At 61.8% G+C, this 22,860-nt stretch carries 23 protein-coding genes and 1 pseudogene; 11 read left to right on the top strand and 13 right to left on the bottom strand.

The window, feature by feature from the left end; genetic code table 11:
- Positions 1 to 133: 133 nt before the first annotated feature.
- Positions 134 to 1,807 carry a bifunctional diguanylate cyclase/phosphodiesterase gene (locus tag C5F71_RS11860; protein WP_029289756.1) on the top strand — a complete coding sequence of 558 codons (1,674 nt, stop codon included), beginning with the start codon at positions 134 to 136 and terminating at the stop codon, positions 1,805 to 1,807.
- 66 nt (positions 1,808 to 1,873) lie between these two features.
- On the opposite strand, the gene C5F71_RS11855 is transcribed toward C5F71_RS11860, so the two are convergent.
- The gene (locus C5F71_RS11855) at positions 1,874 to 3,268 is read right to left on the bottom strand and encodes a NorM family multidrug efflux MATE transporter (protein WP_104911184.1); all 1,395 of its coding nucleotides are present in this window, start codon (positions 3,266 to 3,268) and stop codon (positions 1,874 to 1,876) included.
- A 151-nt stretch (positions 3,269 to 3,419) separates the two neighbouring features.
- Here C5F71_RS11855 and C5F71_RS11850 point away from each other — a divergent pair, with 151 nt between their 5' ends.
- Together C5F71_RS11850 and C5F71_RS11845 are read left to right on the top strand one after the other, a co-directional pair.
- Entirely contained in the window at positions 3,420 to 4,340 is a 921-nt protein-coding gene (locus C5F71_RS11850; protein WP_029289752.1) for a LysR substrate-binding domain-containing protein, read from the top strand.
- Positions 4,341 to 4,528: 188 nt separating this feature from the next.
- Positions 4,529 to 6,511, top strand: a complete 1,983-nt coding sequence (locus C5F71_RS11845; RefSeq protein ID WP_104911183.1) for a methyl-accepting chemotaxis protein — start codon at positions 4,529 to 4,531, stop codon at positions 6,509 to 6,511.
- Here C5F71_RS11845 and C5F71_RS11840 read toward each other — a convergent pair whose 3' ends face one another.
- Entirely contained in the window at positions 6,512 to 7,423 is a 912-nt protein-coding gene (locus C5F71_RS11840; RefSeq protein WP_177410404.1) for an ABC transporter six-transmembrane domain-containing protein, read from the bottom strand.
- A 113-nt stretch (positions 7,424 to 7,536) separates the two neighbouring features.
- On the opposite strand from C5F71_RS11840, the gene C5F71_RS11835 reads away from it, so the two are divergent.
- Positions 7,537 to 8,121, top strand: a complete 585-nt coding sequence (locus C5F71_RS11835) for a TetR/AcrR family transcriptional regulator (RefSeq protein ID WP_029289746.1) — start codon at positions 7,537 to 7,539, stop codon at positions 8,119 to 8,121.
- On the opposite strand, the gene C5F71_RS11830 is transcribed toward C5F71_RS11835, so the two are convergent.
- Both C5F71_RS11830 and C5F71_RS11820 read right to left on the bottom strand, forming a co-directional pair.
- Positions 8,118 to 9,614 carry a YifB family Mg chelatase-like AAA ATPase gene (locus C5F71_RS11830; protein WP_070994043.1) on the bottom strand — a complete coding sequence of 499 codons (1,497 nt, stop codon included), beginning with the start codon at positions 9,612 to 9,614 and terminating at the stop codon, positions 8,118 to 8,120. The two genes, C5F71_RS11835 and C5F71_RS11830, sit on opposite strands and share 4 nt — an antisense overlap.
- A 213-nt stretch (positions 9,615 to 9,827) precedes the next feature.
- The gene (locus C5F71_RS11820) at positions 9,828 to 10,091 is read right to left on the bottom strand and encodes an accessory factor UbiK family protein (RefSeq protein ID WP_029289742.1); all 264 of its coding nucleotides are present in this window, start codon (positions 10,089 to 10,091) and stop codon (positions 9,828 to 9,830) included.
- Between the two features lie 420 nt (positions 10,092 to 10,511).
- Here C5F71_RS11820 and glnK point away from each other — a divergent pair, with 420 nt between their 5' ends.
- The 4 genes and pseudogenes from glnK to sutA all read left to right on the top strand — a co-directional run bounded on the left by glnK (position 10,512) and on the right by sutA (position 13,064).
- Entirely contained in the window at positions 10,512 to 10,850 is a 339-nt protein-coding gene (gene glnK / locus C5F71_RS11815; RefSeq protein WP_002555808.1) for a P-II family nitrogen regulator, read from the top strand.
- A gap of 34 nt (positions 10,851 to 10,884) precedes the next feature.
- Positions 10,885 to 12,222, top strand: coding sequence for an ammonium transporter (locus C5F71_RS11810; RefSeq protein WP_029289659.1), 1,338 nt, complete (start codon positions 10,885 to 10,887; stop codon positions 12,220 to 12,222).
- A 250-nt stretch (positions 12,223 to 12,472) separates the two neighbouring features.
- Positions 12,473 to 12,634 (top strand): annotated as a pseudogene (locus C5F71_RS11805) (YjbQ family protein); the annotation flags it as partial.
- A gap of 103 nt (positions 12,635 to 12,737) precedes the next feature.
- On the top strand, positions 12,738 to 13,064 hold the full coding sequence (gene sutA / locus C5F71_RS11800) for a transcriptional regulator SutA (protein WP_015886504.1): 327 nt from the start codon (positions 12,738 to 12,740) through the stop codon (positions 13,062 to 13,064).
- Positions 13,065 to 13,137: 73 nt separating this feature from the next.
- Here the strand turns inward: sutA and C5F71_RS11795 are convergent, their stop codons facing one another.
- From C5F71_RS11795 to C5F71_RS11770, 6 genes are read right to left on the bottom strand one after another with little or no spacing between them, the layout of a single operon-like run.
- Entirely contained in the window at positions 13,138 to 13,833 is a 696-nt protein-coding gene (locus tag C5F71_RS11795) for an HAD family hydrolase (protein ID WP_029289653.1), read from the bottom strand.
- Entirely contained in the window at positions 13,830 to 14,729 is a 900-nt protein-coding gene (gene xerC / locus C5F71_RS11790) for a tyrosine recombinase XerC (protein WP_070994041.1), read from the bottom strand. The genes C5F71_RS11795 and xerC overlap by 4 nt, the downstream gene beginning before the upstream one ends.
- Positions 14,730 to 14,731: 2 nt before the next feature.
- Entirely contained in the window at positions 14,732 to 15,457 is a 726-nt protein-coding gene (locus tag C5F71_RS11785) for a DUF484 family protein (protein ID WP_029289648.1), read from the bottom strand.
- Between the two features lie 13 nt (positions 15,458 to 15,470).
- Positions 15,471 to 16,301 (bottom strand): diaminopimelate epimerase, encoded by an 831-nt coding sequence (dapF, locus tag C5F71_RS11780; RefSeq protein WP_092232087.1) that lies wholly within the window; start codon positions 16,299 to 16,301, stop codon positions 15,471 to 15,473.
- A 3-nt stretch (positions 16,302 to 16,304) separates the two neighbouring features.
- Positions 16,305 to 17,552 carry a diaminopimelate decarboxylase gene (lysA, locus tag C5F71_RS11775; protein ID WP_070994040.1) on the bottom strand — a complete coding sequence of 416 codons (1,248 nt, stop codon included), beginning with the start codon at positions 17,550 to 17,552 and terminating at the stop codon, positions 16,305 to 16,307.
- A 9-nt stretch (positions 17,553 to 17,561) separates the two neighbouring features.
- Entirely contained in the window at positions 17,562 to 17,723 is a 162-nt protein-coding gene (locus tag C5F71_RS11770; protein WP_032856894.1) for a lipoprotein, read from the bottom strand.
- Between the two features lie 239 nt (positions 17,724 to 17,962).
- On the opposite strand from C5F71_RS11770, the gene cyaY reads away from it, so the two are divergent.
- The 3 genes from cyaY (at position 17,963) to rnk (ending at position 19,070) form a co-directional block, all read left to right on the top strand.
- A complete protein-coding gene (gene cyaY / locus C5F71_RS11765; RefSeq protein WP_029289642.1) occupies positions 17,963 to 18,295 on the top strand; it encodes an iron donor protein CyaY in 333 nt (110 codons plus the stop codon).
- A 2-nt stretch (positions 18,296 to 18,297) separates the two neighbouring features.
- Positions 18,298 to 18,516, top strand: a complete 219-nt coding sequence (locus tag C5F71_RS11760; RefSeq protein ID WP_092232081.1) for a DUF1289 domain-containing protein — start codon at positions 18,298 to 18,300, stop codon at positions 18,514 to 18,516.
- A gap of 143 nt (positions 18,517 to 18,659) precedes the next feature.
- On the top strand, positions 18,660 to 19,070 hold the full coding sequence (rnk, locus tag C5F71_RS11755) for a nucleoside diphosphate kinase regulator (RefSeq protein WP_104911180.1): 411 nt from the start codon (positions 18,660 to 18,662) through the stop codon (positions 19,068 to 19,070).
- Here rnk and C5F71_RS11750 read toward each other — a convergent pair.
- The 3 genes from C5F71_RS11750 to C5F71_RS11740 form a co-directional block, all read right to left on the bottom strand.
- On the bottom strand, positions 19,067 to 21,907 hold the full coding sequence (locus C5F71_RS11750; protein WP_104911179.1) for a class I adenylate cyclase: 2,841 nt from the start codon (positions 21,905 to 21,907) through the stop codon (positions 19,067 to 19,069). The genes rnk and C5F71_RS11750 overlap by 4 nt on opposite strands.
- A gap of 168 nt (positions 21,908 to 22,075) precedes the next feature.
- Complete coding sequence (locus C5F71_RS11745; RefSeq protein ID WP_029289634.1) at positions 22,076 to 22,330, bottom strand: TIGR02647 family protein; 255 nt, start codon at positions 22,328 to 22,330, stop codon at positions 22,076 to 22,078.
- A gap of 149 nt (positions 22,331 to 22,479) precedes the next feature.
- Positions 22,480 to 22,764 carry a hypothetical protein gene (locus C5F71_RS11740; RefSeq protein ID WP_029289632.1) on the bottom strand — a complete coding sequence of 95 codons (285 nt, stop codon included), beginning with the start codon at positions 22,762 to 22,764 and terminating at the stop codon, positions 22,480 to 22,482.
- Between the last annotated feature and the right edge of the window lie 96 nt (positions 22,765 to 22,860).

The following is a 22,860-nucleotide window of genomic DNA, read 5'->3' as shown; positions in this document are numbered from 1 at the left end:
CGGGGTTTTTGGGTCTATCGTTCGATCTAGAGCCGCACTGCGCGTATTTGATAACCAATATCATTGGTGATTATCAGGCTGCACGTCATAATGCCCGCCGCCAACGAAATCTTGCACAGTCTAGGGAGCTAGCTTGTCTACGCCTGTCGAACCCTTGCGTTTGCTGCTATTGGCCGATACGCCTACGTGGGCAGCGTTGTTGCGCGAGTGCCTGGCGCCGATGGGCGACGGGGCAGTGCTGATCAGTGCGCCAAATTGGGAGTCGGTGAGCAGCCTGTTCGACGACGACCGCACCGCCGTCTTGCTCACCACCCCCAGCCTGCAACCCGGCCCAGGCCGTTGCAGCCTGCCGACCGTCTTGCTGCTGGAGCAGGAGCCGCTGGTTGCGCCGTTGGGCGCCAGCGACTGGCTGATCCTCGGTGCGTTTGATGTCGATACGGTTCGCCGCTGCCTGCGCCATGTGCGCGAGCGCGGCTTGCTGGAAAACACCCTGCAACGACTGGCCGAACAGGATCCGCTGACCGGCATCGCCAACCGCCAGGGGTTCCAGACCCTGCTGGCGGCGCGCCTGGCAGAAAACGACGGGCGTGGCCTGGCCCTCGGCCATCTGGACCTGGACAACTTCCGCCATGCCAACGATGCCCTCGGCCACCAGGCGGGCGACCGGCTGATCCTGCAAGTGGTCTCGCGGCTCAAGAGCCAGCTCGAAGCCGGCGACCAACTGGCGCGCCTGGGCAGTGACGAATTCGCCTTGTTGATCGACACCCGCCGCGCGCCGCAACGCGCCGAGTGGATGGCCGAACGCATCACCGAGGCCATGGCCGAACCTTACTGGGTCGATGGCGAGAGCCTGCTGATCGGCTGCAGCCTCGGTGTGGCCCATGCCCGCGCCAAGGCCGGCGCCGACCCGTTGATGTGGCACGCGCACATCGCCATGCAACAGGCCAAGAGCACCCAGGGCTGCACCTTTCATATCTTCAATGAACGAATCAACCGCAACGCCCGCAGCCTTGCCGACCTGGAAAGCGAACTGCGCCGGGCGCTGCGCCGTGATGAGCTGGAGCTGCATTACCAGCCGCGCCTGGACCTGGACGATGGGCATATCGTCGGCCTCGAAGCCCTGGTGCGCTGGCGCCATGGCGAGCGCGGGCTATTGCCGCCAAGCGAGTTCGTGCCGTTGGCCGAGCAGAGCGGCCTGATTGTGCCGTTGGGCTACTGGGTGATTTCCCGTGCCCTGCGCGACATGCAGGACCTGCGCGAACGCGGCCTGCCGCCGCTGCACATGGCGGTCAACCTGTCGTTCCGCCAATTCCAGGACAGCCAATTGCTGTCGACCTTGAGCCGGCTGATTGCCGAGCGTGGGGTGGAGGCGCAGTGGCTGGAATTCGAACTGACGGAAACCGCCGTGATGCGCCGCAGCGACCTGGTCAAGCAGACCATGGATGCCTTGGGCCGCCTGGGCGTACGCTTTTCCCTGGATGACTTTGGTACCGGGTTTTCATCCTTCGTACACCTCAACAGCCTGCCGATTGCCCTGCTCAAGATCGACAAGAGCTTTGTCGGCGGCATGGAAGAGCGCGAGGAAAACCGCAAGCTGGTGCACGCCATGATCAACCTGGCCCATAACCTCAACCTGGAAGTGGTGGCCGAAGGTGTGGAGACGCCGGAGCAACTGGCGTTGTTGCGTCTGTTTGGCTGCGACCAGGCCCAGGGCTACCTGATCAGCAAGCCATTGCCGTTGCCGGAGTTGGTGGAATACCTGACATTTGGCAGCAGCCAACAGGCGTTGTTGGGTGAAGTGATCTGACTTTGTAAATCCAATCAAAAATGTGGGAGCAGGCAAGCCAGCTCCCACATTGACCGAGTACATGCTTCAGTTCGGCTGTGGGGCCATGCCGATTTGCGGTTCCTGGGCAATCATCCGCTTCATCTTTCTTTCAAACGCCCACGTCAGGGTAATCGCCGCACAGGCCAGGCCCAGCGCCAGTCCCCACCACACCCCGGTCGGGCCCCAATCCAGGGTAAACGCCATCAACCAGGCCGCTGGCGCGCCAATCAACCAGTAGCAGCCCAGGCCGACGAGGAAGGTGGTCTTGGCATCCTTGAGCCCGCGTATACAACCCATGGCAATGGTTTGCACGCCGTCGAACAACTCGAACCACGCCGCCACCGCCAACAGGCTGACCGCCAGGCTGATCACCTGGGCGAAGGCCGGGTCGTCATGGTCGAGGAACAGGCCGATCAGCGGGTCTGAAAACAACCAGAACACCATGGCAAACCCCAGCATCACCGTTGCGCCGAAGGCGATCCCGACCCGCCCGGCCAGCCTCGCGCCCAGCAGGTGCCCGCCGCCGTAATGCAAACCGATGCGCATGGTGACCGCATAGGACATGCCCGCCGGCACCATGAACGCCACCGAGACGATTTGCAGGGCAATCTGATGCGCTGCCAACTGCGTACTGCCCATGGTGCCCATGCACAGCGCCGCGAAGGCGAACAAGCCGACTTCCACTGCATAGGTGCCGCCAATCGGCAGGCCCAGGCGCCACAGCTCGCGCAGGTAGTGCAGGTTGGGCCGCAACAGGCCCTTGCCCAATGGGTAGGCCGCGTAGGCGCGGTTGTATTTGATGTACCACAGCAGCGCCAGGGCCATGCAGTTGGCGACAATCGCGGTGACCAGGCCAATGCCCATCAGGCCCAGCTTGGGCAGGCCGAACATGCCTTCGATCAGCGCGTGGTTGAGCAGGTAGTTGATCACCGTGCCGCACAGGCTGATCACCATCACCGGCGTGGCTTTGCCGATGGCGCTGGTGAAGCCGCGCAGGGCCATGAACGTCAGGTAGCCGGGCAGGGCGAACGGCAGGATCATCAGGAACTGGCCGGCCGACTGCACGTTGGTTTCGGTCTGGCCGAACATCAGCAGTACGGGCTTGAGGTTCCACAGCAGCAGGCCCGCCACCAGGGCCATCAGCCAGGCCAGCCAGAGTCCCGCCTGGGTCAGGCGGGTGGCGCCTTCGATATCACCGGCGCCCTGGCGGATAGCGACCAGGGTGCCCACGGCGGCTATCACGCCGATGCAAAAGATCGACACAAACGAGTAGCTCGCCGCCCCCAGCCCGCCGCCGGCCAGGGCTTCGGGGCTCAGGCGGGCCATCATCAAGGTGTCGGTGAGCACCATCAGCATGTGCGCCAACTGTGAGGCAATCAACGGCCCTGACAGCCGCAGAATGGCCCAGAGTTCGGTACGCGCCGGATGCTGCATGATCATCACGCTCAATAATTCAGGAAGGGGTGGAAGGGTTGATTCTCGGCGCTCTCAGCGCTTTGCACAAAGGGATAAATGCGATCAGTCGCATGATTAAAACTCATGCCAGGACGATTCTGGTAGGGTTTGCGGATCAAGCTGTCGGAGTTTTCTCATGTCTCGTCGCCTTCCTCCGCTGTATGCCCTGCGCGCGTTTGAAGCGGCGTCCCGGCACAACTCGTTCACCCGTGCCGCCGAGGAGCTGTCCATCACCCAAAGCGCGGTCAGCCGGCATATCCGCACCCTGGAGGAGCACTTCGCCTGCCGTCTGTTCCAGCGCAGCGGGCGCACCTTGCAGCTCACCGAGTCGGCGCGCCTGCTGTTGCCCGGCGTGCGCGAGGGTTTTGCCGCCCTGGAACGCGCTTGCCATACCTTGAATGCCGAGGACGACATCTTGCGCATGAAGGCCCCGTCGACCCTGACCATGCGTTGGTTGCTGGCGCGGTTGAGTCGGTTCCGGCATCTGCAGCCGGGCAATGAGGTGCAGTTGACCAGCGCGTGGATGAGCATCGATGAGGTGGACTTCAACCAGGAGCCGTTCGACTGCGCGGTCCTGCTGAGCGATGGGCACTTTCCTGCGGACTGGGAAGCCAGTTACCTGTTTCCTGAATTGCTGATCCCGGTGGGCGCTCCGAACTTGCTCAACGATGGCCCCTGGGATGTGGAACGCCTGGCCGGCGCCGAGCTGCTGCACCCCACGCCGGACCGGCGTGATTGGCGCCGCTGGTTGCAACGCACGGGGCTGGCCTCTCGCGTCGCCATCAAGGGCGGGCAGGTGTTCGATACGCTGGAGCTGGGCATGATTGCTGCCGCCCGGGGCTACGGCGTGTCCATGGGCGACTTGCTGATGGTCGCCGAGGATGTGGCCCAGGGCCGTTTGAGCCTGCCTTGGCCTACTGCGGTGGCCAGCGGCGAGAGCTACTACCTGGTCTGGCCCAAGACCCGCCCCGGCGGTGAGCGCCTGCGCAGGCTGTCGGACTTTCTGCAAAGTGAAGTGCGGGCCATGGCACTGCCGGCAGTGGAACAGCTCGACTGAATCGATGCAGCGCCCGCCAACAATGCGTTGGAGTGATACCCCTGTGATTTGCTCAAGTATTGACCCCGGCCGCCGAAGTAGGTGTGTCGCAGCTGCCATTAGTTGCGGCTCAGCGTGCCCCCAATTCAAGAAATTCGCCGATTAGCGCTATGGGATCAGGAAGATCCGGGCCTCGGCCAGGAGCAGTCATGTCTCAACCCCGCGCCCGCATAGCTTCGCAGCTGGGCATCGCCTTGGCGGTCATATTGGCTGTCGTGATCAGCGGCAGCACCGTGTTTGCCCTGCGCTCCCTTGATTCGGCCAACCTGCAGACCCGTGAAGAACACCTGGCCAGCGAAGCGCGTTTGCTCGCCGACCAACTCAATACCTTCCACAGCACCTTGCGCGAGAGCACCCAGCGTTTGAGCGGGCTGTTTGAAAAGCGCTTTGGCGCGGGGCTGAGTGTGCATGCCGAGCAGACGGTGAATGTGGCCGGGGTAGCGACCCCGAGTCTTTACCTGGGCGATGCGGTGCTCAACAACAACTTCGACGAGGTCGATGAGTTCAAGCAGATGTCCGGCGGCGTGGCCACGGTGTTTGTGCGCAGCGGCGAAGACTTCATCCGCATCAGTACCTCCCTGACCAAACAGGATGGCAACCGCGCCATCGGCACCGTACTCGACCGTCAGGGCGCGGCCTACCAGCGCGTGGCCGGCGGCCAGACCTACATCGGCCGTGCGGTGCTGTTCGACCGTTCCTACATGACCCAATACAGCCCGGTGCGTGACAGCAGTGGCAAGGTCATCGCCGTGCTGTTCATCGGTTTTGATTACACCGACGCCCAGAACGCCCAGTTTGAAAACCTCAAACGTTTTCGCATCGGCCAGACCGGCTCGCTCGCGCTGCTGGATGAACAGAAGCATTGGCTGGTGGCGCCGGCTGGGGTGCAGGCGCCGGACGAGGCCATTGCGGTGATGCTCGACCTGGCGAAGAAACCGGGCGCAGGCCGTTTCTGGAGCGACAAGCACGAAGATTTCTACAGCGTCTCGGTGCCGTTCGAAGGCGGCCCCTGGGCGGTGGTAGCGAGCATGCCCAAGGCTGAAATTCGCGCAGTGACCTGGGAAGTCGGGATCCGCTTGGTGATCGGCAGTGTGCTGGCGATGTTGCTGGCAGTAGGCGCTACGGTGTGGCTGTTGCGCAGCAAGCTGGCGCCATTGAGCGACCTGGTGCGCCAGGCCGAAGCCCTGGGCGCCGGTGATTTGAGTGCGCGGCTGAATGTGTCCAGCCATGACGAAATCGGTCAATTGGCGCGCAGTTTCAACCAGATGGGCGAAGCGCTGTCGACCATGGTCTCGCATATCCGTGAGGCGGCCGAGGAGGTCAACAGCCGCGCCCAGGCGCTGTCGGGCTTGTCAGGTGGGGCCTATGAAGGCATGGAGCAGCAGTCCGGCGAGATCACCAGCATGGCCGGTGCGGTGGAAGAGTTCAGTGCCACCTCGTTGAACATTGCCGACAACATGGGCAATACCGAACGCCTGGCCCAGGAAAATGCCCAGCAGACCCGCATTGGCCGCAACTCGATGCAAGAGGCGTCGGCGTCCCTGGAGCATATCGCCACGGCACTCAATAGCACGGCCACGGTAATCAACACCCTGGGCCAGCGCTCCCAGGAAATCGGTGGCATCGTCGGCGTGATCACCTCGATTGCCGACCAGACCAACCTGTTGGCCCTCAACGCGGCCATCGAGGCGGCACGGGCCGGGGAGCAGGGGCGTGGGTTTGCCGTGGTTGCCGATGAGGTGCGCAACCTGGCCTCACGCACCCGCCAGGCCACCGACGAGATCTCCGGGATGATCCAGAGCATCCAGCAGGAAACCGGCAATGCCATCAGCACCATGGAGCAGGGCAATGTGCTGATGCAGGAAGGCTTGTCGCGCAATGCCGACGTGGCCTCGGCCCTGGCGCGCATTGACGAACAAAGCCGCTCGGCGGGGCAGCAATTCGCCGCGATCACCACCGCCACCCAGGAGCAAAGCAGCACGGCGACCTTGCTCAGCAGCAACCTGCAGAGCATTGCGCTGGCCAACAGTGAACAACGTGAAGTGGTCTCGAACCTGGCGATTACCGCCAGGGAGTTGGAGACGCTGGCGGCGGGGCTGCGCCAAGAGGTGGATCGGTTTCGGCAAGGCTGATCAATGGCCCAGGCCCGGGTCCACCCGTTTGCCAATGTCCTTGAGCCGCGCCAGTTGATCGACCATCCCTGGCGCTTCGTCGAGGCTGCTGACGAAGGTCCACAGGTACGTCATCACCGCGTAGATATGCCCCGCCTTGACCGCCGGCGACAAGGCCAACTGGCTGATCGCCACGATGAACAGCAGCGCGGCCAGTGCGCCGAGCATCAGATAGGCCGCGGCCTCGCGGTCCGACAGCCAGATACGCAGGCGTGACAGCAGTTGGTAATGGCGGCGCAGGGTCTGGGCGCTGACTTTTTCCACCAGGCCAATTTCTTTCTCCAGGCGGTTATTCAAGCGTTTGTGCAATTGCTCGTTACGGCGCGCAAAGCGCGGCAGCAGGGTGATGCACAGCACCAGCGCGGTAAAGCAGGCCAGGCCGACCCAGGGTTCAATCACCAGGAGCATCACGGCTGCACCAACGATGGATACCAGGGCCGTAGCGATCACCGGCACGTGTTTTTCGAAAAAATCGACAAAATCCCGTGCCAGCACTACCCGCGCGGCAGCCTTTGACGTGCTGTGGTTTTGCAGGCGCTGGTTGAGAATCACCGGCACGGCAAGGTCGGCGTAGATCCGGGTGAAGGTGCGGGTATCCAGGGCCCGGCGTGCGGCACCGACTACCCAGAAAGCCATGACCACGGCTGCATAAATCAGCGCGCTGCCGGCATCGCCGCGCAGGATCGAGTCCACGGCGAAACCCGCAAACAGCGGGTAGGCCAACAGCAAGGCGTTCTCCAGCGCGACCAACGACAACGTGCCAAACAGCTTCCAGGGGTAAGCCCTGGCGATTGCCTTGAGGGTTTGGCTGGCGGATTGCTGGCCGATTTTCTTGCTTTCTTCGATCAGGATGTGCGGCGTTACGGATGGCATGGGTGCACCAAAGGAGTGATAGGCGCTACTATTGAGCGACTGCTCAAGTATCCTTGAGCGATCGCTCAAAAAGCAAGCGCCGCTTATCTGCCGGTGCCCGTAAGGAATTGCCCATGTCGCGTATCGACCGTAAAGACCAGATCATCACCGCTGCCCTGGAGCTGTTTCGCAGCAAGGGTTTTGCCGATGTCTCCACCCGCGATCTGGCGGAGCATGCCGGTTTGTCCCGCAGCCACGTGTATCACTACTTCAGCGACTGGAAAGAACTGCGCCGCGAAGCCTTCGTGCGGTTCGCCACCGACCAGTTGGACGAAGTGCGTGCCCCCCTGGCGCTGGCGCCGCCTCTCGAGGCGTTGCTGGGGTTCCTGCGTGACTGCCTGCCAAGCAGCGCCGATGCCGACTGGGCACTGTGGCTGGACGCCTGGGACGAGGCGCTGTATGACCCGCAAATGGCCCAGGCCTATCTGTCGATCAACGCCCAGTGGCAAGCCATGCTGGCGGAGGTGATCGAGCGGGGTGTGGCCGCGCAGGTGTTCCGTTGCGACTCATCCACACGCGCCGCGCGCCAGATCTTTGCCTTGGCGATGGGGTATGCCGATGACCTGATGCTTAACCCCTCCACCGAGTCCGCCGAATCGGCACTGGGTGAGGTGCTGGAAGTGGCGGGGTGGTTGCTGGACTTACCCCGGGATCTCTAGCCCAAGGTTGCTGGCCGGTATTGCAACGCCTCCGCCAAGTGATGCCGCATGATGCTTTCCACCTGCTCCAGATCCGCCAGGGTGCGTGCGACCTTGAGCAGCCGGTGGGCTGCGCGCAACGACAGGGTCAAGCGCTCGCAGGCCGTCTCCAGCCAGCCTTCGTCGACTTTCGATAACTCGCAGTGGCGGCGCAACCCCGTCAGGTCGAGGAAAGCATTTGCACAGCCTTGGCGTTGCTGCTGGCGATCCCTGGCGTCGGCGACGAGGGCAGAAGCGCTGGCCGTGTCATTGCCGGTTTGTTTGGCAGGGTTCAGCGCGGTGCTTTCCCGGGCGACGGTCAGGTGCAGGTCGATGCGGTCCAGCAGCGGCCCGGACAGTTTGTTGCGGTAGCGCTGGACCTGCTCCGGCGTGCAACGACAGCGCCCGCTGGGCTCGCCCATATAGCCGCAAGGGCAGGGGTTCATCGCCGCTACCAGTTGAAACCGCGCCGGGAAACTCACCCGGTCGCGGGCGCGGGAAATCACGATATGCCCGGACTCCAGCGGCTCGCGCAGCACCTCAAGCACTTTGCGATCAAACTCTGGCAACTCATCGAGAAACAGCACCCCATGATGGGCCAGGGTGATTTCCCCTGGCTGGGGTTTCGAGCCGCCACCCACCAGCGCCGGCCCGGACGCGGAATGATGCGGCTGACGGAATGGCCGGTGCGGCCAGTGGCTCAACGGAGCGAGGCTGACCACCGACTGGATCGCAGCCACTTCCAGGGCTTCCTGTTCACTCAGCGGCGGCAGCAAGCCGGGGAGGCGGCTGGCGAGAAGGGTCTTGCCGGTGCCCGGCGGGCCGCTGAACAACAGGTTGTGGGCGCCTGCTGCGGCAATCAACAGCGCTCGCTTGGCCGCCAGTTGGCCTTGCACTTCACTCAGGTCGGGGTAGGGCTTGTTGAGGTACAGCAAGCCGTCTGACTTGAACGGCTCAATCGGCACCTGCCCATTAAGGTGCGCCACTACCTGCAGCAGATGATCCACCGCAATCACCGTCAGCCCGGACGCCAGGCAGGCTTCCTCGGCATTGGCCCGAGGCACGATCACCGTGCGCCCTGCCTTGCGTGCCGCCAGGGCGGCCGGCAACACGCCTTTCACCGCTCGAACCTCGCCGGACAGGGCCAGTTCGCCCAGACACTCCACATCATCGAGCATCAACGCTGGCACCTGCACACTGGCCGCGAGAATCCCCAGGGCAATCGCCAAGTCAAACCGCCCACCGTCCTTGGGCAGGTCGGCGGGGGCCAGGTTGAGGGTAATGCGGCGTGCGGGGTATTGCAGCGCGCTGTTGAGAATGGCGCTGCGCACGCGGTCCTTGCTTTCCTTGACGGCAGCCTCGGGCAAGCCCACCAGGGTCAACGATGGCAAGCCATTGGCCATATGCACTTCGACCGTGACGGCAGGGGCTTCGACGCCGATCTGGGCGCGGCTGTGGACGATGGCGAGGGACATGCTCGTTCCTTGAAAGAGAGGCCGCTTCCTGCGGGTTTTTCAAGGGTAGACGAGGTGGGGAAGAGCGAAGCGGGGAGGTTTTACAGAACGTATCTGGAGTCGTTCGCAGCGCTTTATGTGGGAGCTGGCTTGCCTGCGATGCAGCCGCCTCGGTGTATCAGAAAGACTGAGGCGATGCTATCGCAGGCAAGCCAGCTCCCACACTGACCGCGTTTATTCAGCAGCGGGTGGCGTCAACTTGGCTTCCAACTCCGCCACCTTCGCCTCCAGGCTCTCCAGACGCGCGCGGGTGCGGGCCAGGACCACCATCTGGCTGTCGAATTCCTCGCGGCTCACCAGGTCCAGTTTGCTGAACCCGCTTTGCAGCAGCGCCTTGAACTGGCTTTCGATTTCGTTGCGAGGCAGCGGGGTTTCGCCGCTGAACAGGCGAGAGGCATGGCCGCTCAGGGCGTCGAGGAGGTCTTTGGGCGCGAGCATGGGAAACATTCCGGAAAACAGTTGGCCGGCAGTGTATCACGCAGCGCCTACAGTCTTTTCAAGGTGATCTACGCACGCTTTTCGCGCATCGGCCCGAATGGGTATGCACCGTTTTTGTGCGTATCCAGGCCGCAGCGCAGGCCCATGGGCGGATGTAAGCGGGCAACGGATTGATTTCAGTGATTTTTACGGAGCTGGCAAGGTTTCTGCTTAGACGATCATGACCCATGCACTGATGCAGTCGCTGTGACGAATGCAGTGCGCTGACGGACCAGGGTACTTGTTTCGTCACCAACGGTTAGCTGGCGTCGCAAAGGCAATTGCCAAGGCGACGATGCGTTACAAAGCCAGGCACTGCGCTTAGACTTGAGACGGGTTTGTTTTCCTGGGGCAAGTCCACCAATTCGGGAGAGAGTTTTCATGAAGCTAGTCACTGCCATCATCAAGCCGTTCAAGTTGGACGATGTACGCGAGTCACTGTCCGAGATCGGCGTGCAGGGCATTACCGTCACTGAGGTCAAAGGCTTCGGTCGGCAGAAGGGTCATACCGAGCTGTATCGCGGCGCGGAATATGTAGTCGATTTCCTGCCGAAGGTGAAGATTGATGTCGCCATTGACGACAAGGATCTTGATCGGGTTATCGAGGCGATAACCAAGGCGGCCAACACCGGCAAGATCGGTGACGGCAAGATCTTCGTGGTCAATCTGGAACAGGCTATTCGCATCCGTACCGGCGAAACCGATACCGACGCAATCTAAGCCGCCAAACCCCAACGCCCCAGGAGAAAACAATATGACTCTGCGTAAATTCGCAGGGCTAGGAGCCCTGTTGTCCATCGTAATGCCCAGCCTGGCCATGGCGGCAGACGAAGTGGCGGCTCCAGTCCTCAACTCCGGCGACACCGCCTGGATGCTGACAGCCACCGCATTGGTGCTGTTCATGACCATCCCTGGCCTCGCGCTGTTCTACGGCGGCATGGTCCGCTCCAAAAACATTCTTTCCGTGATGATGCAGTGCTTCGCCATTACCGGTCTGATCAGCATCCTGTGGGTCGTCTACGGCTACAGCATTGCGTTCGACACCACCGGCATGGAGCAGGGCGTCGTCAACTTCAACTCCTTCTTCGGCGGGATGGGCAAGGCGTTCCTGGCGGGTGTCACACCGTCCAGCATTACTGGCCCTGCGGCGCTGTTCCCGGAAGCGGTGTTCATCACCTTCCAGATGACCTTTGCGATCATCACCCCGGCGCTGATCGTCGGTGCATTCGCCGAGCGCATGAAGTTCTCCGCCATGCTGCTGTTCATGGCCATCTGGTTCACCCTGGTCTATGCGCCAATCGCGCACATGGTCTGGAGCGGCAACGGCGGCCTGATGTGGGACTGGGGCGTGCTGGACTTCGCTGGCGGCACCGTGGTGCACATCAACGCCGGTGTGGCTGGCCTGGTGGCGTGCATCGTGCTCGGCAAGCGTAAAGGCTACCCGACTACGCCGATGGCCCCGCATAACCTGGGCTACACCCTGATCGGTGCGGCAATGCTGTGGATCGGCTGGTTCGGTTTCAACGCCGGCTCCGCTGCAGCGGCCAACGGCACGGCCGGCATGGCGATGCTGGTGACCCAGATCGCCACCGCTGCTGCGGCACTGGGCTGGATGTTCGCCGAGTGGATCACCCACGGCAAACCAAGCGCCCTGGGCATCGCCTCCGGTGTGGTTGCCGGCCTGGTGGCCGTTACGCCGGCCGCCGGTACCGTGGGCCCGATGGGCGCCTTGGTGATCGGCCTGGCTTCGGGTGTGATCTGCTTCTTCTGCGCCACCAGCCTCAAACGCAAGCTGGGCTACGATGACTCCCTGGATGCCTTCGGTGTACACGGCGTGGGCGGGATTGTCGGGGCAATTCTCACCGGCGTATTCGCGGCGCCGATCCTGGGTGGCTTCGGCACAGTGACCGACATTGCTGCACAGGTCTGGATCCAGGCCAAGGGCGTCGGCTTTACCGTGATCTACACCGGTATCGTGACTTTTGTGATTCTCAAGGTGCTGGACTTGACCATCGGCCTGCGTGTGACTGAAGAGGAAGAGGCCGTTGGCCTGGACCTGGCGGAACACAACGAACGTGGCTACAACTTGTAAGAACCTATGAAAAAACTTGCCCGGCTTGCCGGGCATTTTTTTGTCTGGTATTTGCCTGGGGTGAAGGCTTGTGAGATTTTTTGTGGCGAGTTTGTGATCGGATCCACAAGGCAGTTTTCACTGTGCGAATGTCTTACAGGCATGTAGGCGTATTCGGCACTTTGTTTTTTCCCAGAGCGCGCTAGAATGCGCGCCGATGGGCGCAGAACTGTATACGGCGGCAGACCCTGATTACCCTGTGGGCCAAGCCCCGGGTCCTTTCAAGGGCAACCTATCAGGTCGCCAACTGAGTTTGCCGGTCAAGGCCGGCCACTTGGCAATGGGCACATGGCAACGCGTTTATCTGGGCGAGCAGCGTGATCATGGCGGTGCTCGTAAAGTCCTCGGTACCTTGCAGGGTGACGGGGCATAAGCCACTGGTTATCCGGTGGACGTTGATTTTTTTCCGGCAGCCTTCGACAGATGGTGAAGCTGGGCTATAACTAATCTGCTTTTCGCAAGTCATGAGGTAGAACATGAGCGACGATGATCTGGAAAACGACGAACTGGAAGTAGGTGACGAAGACGACACCGAAGAAGGTCTTGAAGCGGCAGCGGAAGACGTTGCTGACGACGACGGTGGCGATGACGCACCTGTTCCGGCCGCCAAAGGCAAGGCCAAGGCTGCCGTTTCGGTAGACGAACTGCCGAGCGTCGAGGCCAAGAACAAAGAGCGCGATGCGCTGGCCCGTGCGATGGAAGAGTTCCTCGCCAAAGGTGGCAAAGTTCAGGAAGTCGAGGCTAACGTGGTGGCAGATCCACCGAAGAAGCCGGATAACAAGTACGGCAGCCGTCCTATCTGAGGTCGGTGACTTGCTTGCTGAAAAAGCCCGCCGTCGCTGCGGGCTTTTTCATGGGCGACTCTATTTCCTACAGTTATTTCCAGCTGTGGAGCAGTGAGGGCAGCTCGGTCAGGCTACGAATCTGCGCATCCGGCAACTTATCGCCTGTCCAGGCCTTGCCAGTCGGGTTGAACCACACCGCTCGCAACCCCGCCTGCTGCGCGCCGGCAATGTCATCACCTGGATGGTCGCCGATGTGCACTGCCGCACTGGCCTCCACCCCGCCTCGCTGCAACGCTTCCTGAAACAATCGCGCATCTGGCTTGGGGATCCCGATATCTTCGGCCCTCAGGGCAAAGTGGAAGTAATCTGCCAGGCCCACGCGTTGTACGTCGGCATTGCCATTGGTGATCACCCCCAGCAGGAAGTGTTGGCGCAGGGCTTGAAGCATCGGCTCGGCTTCCGGGAACACCGTGAGTTGGTGCCGCGCGTGAATGAAAGCTTCAAAACACACATCGGCCATCTCCGTGGCTTGCGGTTGTGCATAACCGGCCTCTTCAAAGGCATGCATCAGCACCCGGTGGCGCAGGATGCTGATCCGGTGCTTGAGCTCGGGATGACGCTGCAGCACCTGCTGGCGCAGGCTGGCGAAATGCTCCAGGGGCAGGTCGCCGACCTTGGGCGCATGGGTTGCCAGCCATTGGCGCATCGATGCTTCGGCGCTGATGATGACGGGGACGTTATCCCACAAGGTATCGTCCAGGTCGAAGGTGATTAGCTTGATGCTCATGAGTCGCCGCCTTTAATGCGTTTGGCCCTTGGGTGGGCGCTGTCGTACACCGTCGCCAGATGCTGGAAGTCCAGGTGGGTGTAGATCTGGGTGGTCTTGATATCCGAGTGGCCGAGCAGTTCCTGTACGGCGCGCAAGTCTTGTGACGATTCCAGCAGGTGGCTGGCAAAGGAGTGCCGCAGCATGTGCGGATGCAGGTTCTGCCCCAGTTCCCGCTCGCCGGCGGCCTTGACCCGTAACTGAATGGCCCGTGGCCCGAGGCGTCGGCCTTGCTGGCTGACAAACACCGCATCGTCCGGCGGATTGCTCAAGGCCCGCAGGGGCAGCCATATCAGCAGGGCGTCGCGGGCTTTTTTGCCGATGGGCAGCACGCGGGTCTTGCTGCCTTTGCCGTGCACTTGTACCAGGCCGTCGGCCAGGTCCAACTGATCGAGATTCAGGCTGGTCAGCTCCGACAGGCGCAGGCCCGAAGAGTAGAACAGCTCCAGGATCGCCTGGTCGCGGTGCGCCAGGAAGTCATCCTCGACCGCGCCATCGAGCAATTGCAGGGTGCGGTCGGCATCCAGGGTCTTGGGCAGGCGACGTTCACCCTTGGGCGGCGCCAGGCCGTTGGCCGGGTCGTGGTCGCACAGGCCTTCGCGGTTGAGGTAGTGATAGAGGCCGCGCACCGCCGACAGCAGGCGCGCCAGGCTGCGGGAGGATTGGCCTTGCTGGTGCAGGCGGGCAATCAGGCTGCGCAGGCCCTGGATGTCGAGGGCCTTCCAGCTACCGATCTGTTGTTTCTCGCAGAAGGCCAGGACCTTGTTCAAGTCCCGCCGATAAGCCTCCAGCGTATGGGGCGACACCTGGCGCTCGCTGCGCAGGTGAGCGCAGTAGGCGTCCAGTTGTCGTTCCATGGCTAGCGCACCGCGCGCAGGGCGGTGGTAAAGCGCGGCAGGCTGCGGCTCAGCACTTCGGCAATGTAGGTCAAGAACAGGGTGCCGACGGTGCTTTTGTAGTGCTGCGGATCACGGCTGGCGATGGCGAGGACGCCGTGCAAGCCCTGATGGCTGAGAGCGACCACGGCAGTCGAGCCGATCTGCACGCGCTGGTCTTCGCCAAACAGGAAGTCCAGCTCATGCTCGCGCAGAGTGCCGCTGATGGTCTTGCCTTCTGACAGCAGGCCACCAATGGCGGTTTGCGCCTCGCTGCCCTTGACCCAGCGCCCGACCGGCATCGGGTTGTCACTGAACAGGATCAGGCTGACAAACGGCACCTGGAAGTCCTGGCGCAGGCTGTCTTCGACGGCAATGGTCAGGTCTTCCAGGCTGCCAGCATCCAGCAACGCCAGGATCAGGCGGCGGGTCTTGTCGAACAGGCGGTCGTTGTCACGGGCCACGTCCATCAACTGCGAAAGCCGATGGCGCATTTCGATGTTGCGCTCGCGCAGGATTTTCATCTGCCGTTCTACCAACGACACGGTGTCGCCGCGCTGGTGAGGGATGCGCAGGGCCGGGAGCAGCTCGTCGTGTTCGACGAAGAAGTCCGGGTTAGCCTCCAGGTAAGCGGCGACGGCCGCTGCCTCCAGGCTTTCGCAAGGGGATCCTTCGGGCTGCTTGGCGGGTGCCTGGGGCTTATCGGTCATTGGCGAGTCGCTCTCATAGACGGACCTGTCCTTCGTATACACGGGATGCCGGGCCGGTCATCTTCACCGGTTGGCCTGGGCCTGCCCATTCGATGGACAGGCGTCCGCCGGGCAGGTCGATCAACAGTGGCGAATCCATCCAGCCCTGGCTGATCGCGGCCACGGCGGCGGCGCAAGCACCGGTGCCGCAAGCCTGGGTTTCCCCGGCGCCGCGCTCCCAGACGCGCAATTGCGCACGGGAGCGGTCGATGACCTGCAGGAAGCCGACGTTGACCCGTGCCGGAAAGCGCGGGTGATGTTCGATCTTCGGCCCCAGCTCATGCACCGGCGCATTGTTGATGTCGTTGACCCGCAGCACCGCATGGGGGTTGCCCATGGACACGGCGGCCACTTCGACCACAGTACCGTCGACCTCCAGCGGATAACTCAACGCCTGGGCATCGGCCTGGAACGGAATATCGGCCGGCACCAGGCGCGGGGCGCCCATGTCGACGCTGATCTGGCCGTCGCTGCGGATATCCAGCTCGATAATGCCGCTTTTGGTCTCGACGCGAATCTGCCGCTTGGCGGTCAGGCGCTTGTCCAGCACAAACCTGGCGAAGCAGCGCGCGCCGTTGCCGCATTGCTCCACTTCGGAACCGTCGGAGTTGAAGATCCGGTAACGGAAGTCCACTTCCGGGTTGCTCGGCGCCTCGACGATCAACAATTGATCGAAGCCGATGCCGGTATGCCGGTCGCCCCACAGCTTGGCGTGCTTGGGCAGGATGTGCGCGTGCTGGCTGACCAGGTCAAGGACCATGAAGTCATTGCCCAGGCCGTGCATCTTGGTAAAACGCAGCAGCATGGCTTACTCCGGCAGCAGGCTTTCGCCAGCAAACAACTCGGCTACCGTCTCGCGGCGACGCACTTCAAACGCTTGATCACCGTCCACCAACACTTCGGCGGTACGCCCGCGGGTGTTGTAGTTGGAACTCATGACAAACCCATAGGCACCGGCCGAGTGCACGGCCAGCAGATCGCCTTCTGCCAGGGCCAGTTCACGGTCCTTGGCCAGGAAGTCGCCGGTTTCGCAGATCGGGCCGACGATGTCATAGGCGCGCGCTTCGCTGTTACGCGGCGTCACGGCGGTGACGTTCATCCAGGCCTGGTACAGCGCCGGGCGGATCAAGTCGTTCATCGCCGCATCGACGATGGCGAAATCCTTGTATTCGGTGTGCTTGAGGTACTCGACCTGGGTCAGCAGTACGCCCGCATTGGCGACGATGTAGCGGCCCGGCTCGAACATCAGCGTCAGGTCGCGGCCTTCGGTGCGCTCGCGTACGGCCTGGATGTAGTCGGCAATCAGCGGCGGCTCTTCATCGCGATAACGCACACCCACGCCACCACCGAGGTCGATGTGGTGCAGGTAGATGCCGCACTCGCCGAGGCGATCGATCAACGCCAGCAGGCGGTCGAGGGCATCGAGGAACGGTGGCAGGCTGGTCAGTTGCGAGCCGATATGGCAGTCCACACCCAGCACTTCCAGGTTCGGCAACTGGGCGGCACGGATGTACACGTCTTCGGCGTCGGCAATGGCGATGCCGAACTTGTTCTCTTTGAGCCCGGTGGAAATGTACGGGTGGGTGCCGGCATCCACATCCGGGTTGACGCGCAGGGAGATCGGCGCACGCACGCCCATCTCGGCGGCTACGACTTGCAGGCGCTCCAGCTCGTCGGTGGATTCGATGTTGAAGCAATGCACGCCCACTTCCAGGGCGCGGCGCATGTCTTCACGGCTCTTGCCGACACCGGAGAACACGATTTTGTCAGCCTGGCCACCAGCCGCCAGGACACGCTCCAGTTCGCCACGGGACACGATGTCGAAACCAGCGCCCAGACGCGCCAGGACATTGAGTACACCCAGGTTGGAGTTGGCCTTTACCGCGTAGCACACCAGGTGCGGTACGCCATCGAGGGCGTCGGTGAAGGAGCGGTATTGCGCTTCGATGTGGGCACGGGAGTAGACATAGGTCGGGGTGCCGAAGCGTTCGGCAATCGCGGACAGCGCCACGCCTTCCGCGAACAGCTCGCCGTCCCGGTAGTTAAAAGCGTCCATGATGTTCCCTTAGTTGGTGTCGTGCTTGTGCGCTTTGGATTGCGACGTTTGCGCCTGTTCATTGGGGTCTTTGCTGTCATCAGGCAGGTACAACGGGCCTTTTTGACCACAGGCACTGACGAGGCAAGCGACCGCGACGAGCGCAGCAAGGGAAGAGATCAGGCGCTTCATGGCTAAATCCTTGAATATGCATTAATTGCGCCCGAGTATACCGACCACCCGCCAGCTTGCCTATGCGCCGGGACACCCGTCCGGCGGGGCTTTGCCGTGTATGTCGTGAAGTGACCTACATCACTCTGAGATATTTCACGCGGCGTACGGGAATGAAATCGGTATCCTTTGCAATCATGATGGCGCCTCCGTATCGTGCGGCGCTTGAGCGTGAGTAGACACTTTTTGAGGTTCCCACCATGAGTTTGACCGAAGCCCGTTTTCACGACCTGGTCGATGCGACCCAGCAAGCGCTGGAGGATATTTTCGACGAGAGTGGCCTGGACGTGGATCTGGAAAATTCTGCAGGCGTGTTGACCGTCAAGTTCGAGAACGGCAGCCAATTGATCTTCAGCCGCCAAGAGCCGCTGCGTCAGTTGTGGTTGGCGGCGCGCTCCGGAGGTTTTCACTTCGACTATGACGAAGAAGAAAACCGCTGGTCGAACGACACCAGCGACGAGCTGTTGAGCGAAATGCTTGCACGCATCACCCTGGAACAAGCCGGCGTCGAGCTGGATTTCGACGAGATCTGATTGTGACCCAGCCTGCTCCCGCCCGCCCGCCCAAGCCGCTGTTCAGCAATGTCAGCCCGGCTGTGCCGTCACCTTGTATCAGTTTGTGTCGGCTGGATGAGCAAAAAGTCTGCCTTGGTTGCTTCCGGCACGTGGAAGACATCCGGGAATGGCGCTCCGCCGACGATCAGCGGCGCCGCGTGATCGTCGCCCAGGCCGAGCAACGCAAGGCTGGCGCCTGACCTTCAGGCCGGCCCATCTTGTTTATTTGTTGTGCTGTGGTAGTGTCCGGATACACCTCAACTCATCGAGGTCCGTGAGAACCCCGCCGTTTAGTGGCGGGGTTTTGCTTTTTCGTGCAGAAAAAAAGGAGTCTGCCGCAATCATGACTGCACCTTCCATCATCCTCACCCGTCTCGATGTGCAACGTCTTGAGCAACTGATCGACCGTCTGGGCGAAGAATTTCCTGGGGTCGAGGACTTGCAAACCGAACTCGACCGTGCCGACGAAGTAGTGGGTCACGATGAAGTGCCTGCGGGCGTCGTGACCATGAACTCCAGCGTGCATTGCCGTGAGCAAAGCAGCGGCAAGGACTATCACCTGACCCTGGTCTACCCCAAGGAGGCGAATGCCGACGAAGGCAAAATCTCGATCCTGGCCCCGGTGGGCAGTGCGTTGCTGGGCCTGCAAGTTGGCCAGCATATCGATTGGCCGGCCCCGGGCGGCAAGACCCTCAAGCTTGAGCTGCTGAGTGTCGAAGGCCAACCCAAGGACGGCGGCGCGTTCCTTCTCTAAACCTGGTTCAACGCCTGGTTGAGCGCTTGCTCCAACTCGGCCTTGTAGCGCAGGTACAGATTGCTTGGGCTTTGAACATCACCGAGTAGCCCGGACAGGTCCAGGTCGGTGATGTAGCAACGATAGCGCTCGGTTTCCCGACGCTGCCCGACGATCTCCTGGGCGACCACTGCAAACAGTTGGTCGCCAAATTCCAGTTCGGAAAACTCCCGCTGATTGCAATACAGGGTAATCCCCACCTGGCCTGGCGAACCCTTGCCGATAATCGCCTGCACGTCATAGAACGGTTTGTTGGCCGGAGTCTGTGGCGCAGGCCGTGGCTCTACCCGACGGGCGCGGCCGCCTGCCGATGGCAACAGTTGGTAATACAGCACCTGCAAGGCCCCTGATGGCTGCTGCGGGTCCAGCGGTGACAGCGCGTCGCGGCGATAGATGATCGATTGCAGGAAGCGCTGCAACGGCGCCAACAAGCTCTGTTCATCATGAAACGGCAGGCGCTGTTGCCAAAGGGCATTGAACTCGTCGAGTACGTACAGCTCGGCAAAGCCCTCGTTGATGCGGTAGAACACCTGCACACATTCCGGCAGGCCCATGGGCAACAACGCTGCCAGGTCGTGGTCTTCCAGGGCCATGGCATCCAGGTGCAGCGGGCTGTAGCTGGCCAATTCTTCGCTGAGATAGTCCACCAGCGCCTGCTGGCTGGGCAGCGACACATGATTGGCTTGTCCCGGCGCCAGCTCCATGACGTGATAGTGCTGTTGTACCTGGATCAGGTAGCGGTGGTTGAGCTGGCTCAGTTGCAGGTTCTGCGCGGTATCGAAAATCTCTTCTACACGTTGCGCGATGAATTGCGCACGGTTGTGGCAGAAACACCGGACCCGCAGCCGTGGCAGTTGGTTGCGCGGCAGTTGGTTGAGGTAGTCGCGCAGACAGTCGAGCAGGGCATGGGGGCCGTCGTAGCGGCTGACCATCACCTCGTTCCAGCTGTTGAGCGTCACCTGGTCCAGGGTCAGCACCAGGTTTTCCCGCACGCCGGCATAACTCAAGGAGTCGGTGCGCTCGGTGGTCATCAGGATATTCAGGTCGCGATGGTGCTTGAGCGGGTCGACCCCAACGTTGATCAGCAATAGCACTTCATCGGGTATCGCCGTGCGCAGCAAATGCTCCTCATCCACCGTGGCCAACGGCAGGGCGATGGTCTGCTGCAGGCTGCCCAGCAGGTTGAACAGCTCGAATTCGCTCAAGTCACTGCTGCCCGGGTGCAGGGCCAGGCGGGTGCTGCTGTCGATCACGCCGTTGCGATGGCACCAGGTGAGCATCTCCAGCAGGTCACGGCTGCGTTTGATCGGTGCAAAATGCTCCCATTCCAGGGCGGTCAGGCTGCCGTTGTACAAACCCCAGTGAAACTGACCTGGCTCCTTGCGGTTGGGCGAATGCACCAGGGTCAGCGTGTCTTCGGCCAGGTCCGGGGCAATCCCAGGGTTGATGAATTCGACTTTGCCGGCCTTGCGTTCAAATGCCGCGTACAGGCGCCGGCCCAGTACATTGAGGTCACGCTTGTTGATCAGGCTCACGGTCTGTTCGGTGCGTGCGAATTGGGTCAGGAAGCGATAGCTGTAATTGAGTTCATTGACCAGGGCCCGGCGCTCGGATGCGACCTGGCGCACTTTCCACTGGCTGCGGCTATCAAGCAGGGCCAGTTGCCGCTGGTCCCAGCCCCATTCATTGGCCAGGCGTTCCAGCAGTGCGCGCTGCCAACCGATGGTGCGCTGGCCGGTGGTGAGCTTGCGGTTGACCTTCAGGTACAGGCTGCGCCGCACCAGTTCCAGGCGCTCGGGCTCGTTGCGCCCGCGCAGATACTCTTCGATGCGGCGGTAGACCACGACATAGGGGTCCAGCTCATCCAGATCCAGCTGGTTGGCGAACACGGCGCGTTTGAAGCGCAGGCTCAGGCACTGCACCTTGGGGTGTTCGCTGGCATACACCTCGGTGAGCAACAGCTTGAGTACGGACTTGTACGGGGACTCGATACCCTTGAATAACTGCCACAGGCCGGCGCCGATAAATTCTCCCGGCGGGATATGGGCCAAGTGCCCGAGGTCGAGGGTTTCGTCGGCGCGGATAAAGCGTTTGGAAATCAGCGTGTGGGTAAATTCGGCGTACCGCGCTTCTTCGTAGACCGGCACCAGCCACCAGATCGGCGTGCGCCCGGCCAGCCAGATGGCGGTGCGGTAGAACTCGTCGAGCAACAGATAGTGCTGGCTGGTGCCACAGTCATCCGAACTGAGCTGGGTATCGCGGCCACCTTGTGCAAAGCGGTTCGGCTCGACCAGGAAAAAATGCGCTTCGGCGCCCATGCTTACGGCCCAGGCCTCCAGCAGTTGGCATTTTTTGCGCAACTCACCCAGCTCGGCCTCGTTCAGGTCGTCGGCGTGGCATACCCAGACGTCCATATCGCTTTGGTCGGCCTGGGCCAGCGTGCCGAGGCTACCCATCAGGAACAGGCCGTGGATCGGGGTAGGTGGGTTGCCGTGGCGTGGTTTGTAGGAAAACGAGCGGGTCAGGCGCTGGGCTTCGGCCAGGACCTGGGCCTCGGGTTCAAAATTCGCCAGCCCGGCCGGGGTGCTGCCCGAGACATAGCCCGGCAGCAGCGGGTGATTGACGTGGAAAAACAGCGGCAGCAGCGCCAACACGCTTTGCTGGCGTGGCGTCAGGCCTTCGACGGCCCGGGCCATGCGGCCGGCATTGAGGGTCAGGAAGCGCGAGCGCAGTTGGGCCAGTACCTTGCGGTCAATGCCTTCATCCAAGTCAGGGCGGATTTCATGGGTACTGGTCATGTCGAACTCAGCGGCTCGCAGGGCCCGGCGTGGGCAGCCGTGTAGGAGTTTACAGACAGAATCGTAGGAGGTTTAAGGGGAATTTGTTTTTGGCGTCAGAATTTTATCGCGCACACAGGAATGCCCGCGGAATCCGTGAACAGAGGATCCCGAGGGCGATACGGAGTGTCAGGCAGCTTCTTTGGTGGTCGCGGTGGTCAGAATCGTCAGCAAGGTTTGCGCTTGCTCTGCAGCATCCCGGCCCAGGCTGGTCAGGTAGCCGCCATCTGGCTGATCGATCAGTTTTTTGTCGAACAGGCGCTTTGCAGCAGCAATGGCAGTGGGAGCAGCAGTCTGATGGACTTTCAGACCTTCATGGGTGCTATCCAGGGGGAAAAGTACAAGGATTTCCAGTTCGGCAACCAACTCAGGGGTATACGACATAAGGACTCCAGAAGTTCTAGGAATTGTCAGACGCTAGCAGAGCCTAAGGTGAACGCACTTGAGCGAACTGTCCAGTGCGATATGGGCGCAGGGGAGGCAAGCCGCACTCCTGTAGGAGCCGGCTTGCCGGCGATGGCGGTTCCAGGGACCTACTGTTTTTCCGGCGGCAGCTCAGGCAGTGCGCGCAGCGCCGTTTCATACCAATCGGTATCGAACGGGCGGTCTGTTTCCAGCATCGCGTCGATTTCCACGGCCAGCACGTGGGCCATCAGGTTGAGGATGTCTTCACGCTCGTAACCGACCAGGGTCAGCTTGTTGAACGTGGCCTTGGCCGCCGGCGGGTTGTCGCTTTCGATCTGGTTTTCGATCGCCTGGGTCAAGGTGGACTCGGCGAACTCTTCTTCGTCGTTATCGATATCGGTTGGCTCGCTCATGGCAGCCTCCTGTCAGGAAAGGGCGCCAGTCTACCCCCATTCAGCCAGGTGATGCTGCTGGTCAGGCCGTGCGTCACGATCTATAACCTACCCAGC

This window comes from Pseudomonas sp. LG1D9 (genome assembly GCF_002949995.1).
Taxonomy (GTDB): Bacteria; Pseudomonadota; Gammaproteobacteria; order Pseudomonadales; family Pseudomonadaceae; genus Aquipseudomonas; species Aquipseudomonas proteolytica.
This window is presented reverse-complemented; position numbering and strand designations above follow the sequence as displayed.

Coding starts and splice junctions, on each gene's coding strand:
- dapF (WP_092232087.1), bottom strand. CDS start 16,301: ATGCTGCTGCGTTTTACCAAGATGCACGGCCTGGGCAATGACTTCATG.
- C5F71_RS11770 (WP_032856894.1), bottom strand. CDS start 17,723: ATGAAGCGCCTGATCTCTTCCCTTGCTGCGCTCGTCGCGGTCGCTTGC.
- glnK (WP_002555808.1), top strand. CDS start 10,512: ATGAAGCTAGTCACTGCCATCATCAAGCCGTTCAAGTTGGACGATGTA.
- cyaY (WP_029289642.1), top strand. CDS start 17,963: ATGAGTTTGACCGAAGCCCGTTTTCACGACCTGGTCGATGCGACCCAG.
- C5F71_RS11855 (WP_104911184.1), bottom strand. CDS start 3,268: ATGATCATGCAGCATCCGGCGCGTACCGAACTCTGGGCCATTCTGCGG.
- C5F71_RS11750 (WP_104911179.1), bottom strand. CDS start 21,907: ATGACCAGTACCCATGAAATCCGCCCTGACTTGGATGAAGGCATTGAC.
- C5F71_RS11745 (WP_029289634.1), bottom strand. CDS start 22,330: ATGTCGTATACCCCTGAGTTGGTTGCCGAACTGGAAATCCTTGTACTT.
- C5F71_RS11820 (WP_029289742.1), bottom strand. CDS start 10,091: ATGCTCGCGCCCAAAGACCTCCTCGACGCCCTGAGCGGCCATGCCTCT.
- C5F71_RS11840 (WP_177410404.1), bottom strand. CDS start 7,423: ATGCCATCCGTAACGCCGCACATCCTGATCGAAGAAAGCAAGAAAATC.
- C5F71_RS11835 (WP_029289746.1), top strand. CDS start 7,537: ATGTCGCGTATCGACCGTAAAGACCAGATCATCACCGCTGCCCTGGAG.
- lysA (WP_070994040.1), bottom strand. CDS start 17,552: ATGGACGCTTTTAACTACCGGGACGGCGAGCTGTTCGCGGAAGGCGTG.
- sutA (WP_015886504.1), top strand. CDS start 12,738: ATGAGCGACGATGATCTGGAAAACGACGAACTGGAAGTAGGTGACGAA.
- C5F71_RS11845 (WP_104911183.1), top strand. CDS start 4,529: ATGTCTCAACCCCGCGCCCGCATAGCTTCGCAGCTGGGCATCGCCTTG.
- C5F71_RS11830 (WP_070994043.1), bottom strand. CDS start 9,614: ATGTCCCTCGCCATCGTCCACAGCCGCGCCCAGATCGGCGTCGAAGCC.
- C5F71_RS11810 (WP_029289659.1), top strand. CDS start 10,885: ATGACTCTGCGTAAATTCGCAGGGCTAGGAGCCCTGTTGTCCATCGTA.
- C5F71_RS11795 (WP_029289653.1), bottom strand. CDS start 13,833: ATGAGCATCAAGCTAATCACCTTCGACCTGGACGATACCTTGTGGGAT.
- xerC (WP_070994041.1), bottom strand. CDS start 14,729: ATGGAACGACAACTGGACGCCTACTGCGCTCACCTGCGCAGCGAGCGC.
- rnk (WP_104911180.1), top strand. CDS start 18,660: ATGACTGCACCTTCCATCATCCTCACCCGTCTCGATGTGCAACGTCTT.
- C5F71_RS11785 (WP_029289648.1), bottom strand. CDS start 15,457: ATGACCGATAAGCCCCAGGCACCCGCCAAGCAGCCCGAAGGATCCCCT.
- C5F71_RS11740 (WP_029289632.1), bottom strand. CDS start 22,764: ATGAGCGAGCCAACCGATATCGATAACGACGAAGAAGAGTTCGCCGAG.
- C5F71_RS11850 (WP_029289752.1), top strand. CDS start 3,420: ATGTCTCGTCGCCTTCCTCCGCTGTATGCCCTGCGCGCGTTTGAAGCG.